Here is a 697-nt window from a genome sequence, read left to right on the forward strand (position 1 = left end):
TGCCTCAATATAGGCGGCATAGTCTTCTATATCGGGCACCATCACAATAATATCGCGAGCATTTAAGCCGGGGTTTGCATCAAGCGTATTTAATAAGTAGTCGTGGAGAGCCTCAACCTCTCTTAAGTGGTTATGGCAACTTGCGAAGCGTATCGACTTATCGTCAGGATTCACACAATGGTGCTGGTTCTGCAGGTTCAAGATATCTGACTGAATTAAATTCAGCGCTGAATTATCTTCATCACCAAGATCATCGTAAAGCTCGGTGGCTAGATCAGCGAAAATTTCTTCTTGCATCAATAGCGACATATAATCGCGACCAAGCTTTCCCCATGACGCGAGCAAGGTGTTATGCTCAATAAAGTTTTCCGCTACCGTTTCAGCACTGACGCCCCGCGCAAGCAATGACTGATTAAGCAGGAGCTGCTGATACTCACTCATCACATCACCCCAGTAGTAGCGACAAGGGTTATTCACCACAACGTGTATATCAATGTGTTCAGCTAAAGCTTTGATAACAGCCAGCATTCTAGGAGGCAAGGCTGACAGGCCAAATACGAAGATTCGTTCGGGTAACTGAAGTTCCGCCCCTTTAGGTAGCGCTCTAATACAGGACTCCAGCCTGGTCAGCAGACTGGAACGATGCTGTCGTTGCGCCAAGGGCAAGTCAGGATAAACGCTACACCACAAGTCAGCC

General features: G+C 47.2%; 1 protein-coding gene. It reads right to left on the reverse strand.

The genetic code is table 11. The features are described from left to right. On the reverse strand, positions 1 to 697 hold a 697-nt coding region (locus tag A3756_RS00410; protein ID WP_197481068.1), incomplete at both ends, for an exodeoxyribonuclease V subunit gamma.

The organism is Oleiphilus sp. HI0086 (assembly GCF_001635225.1).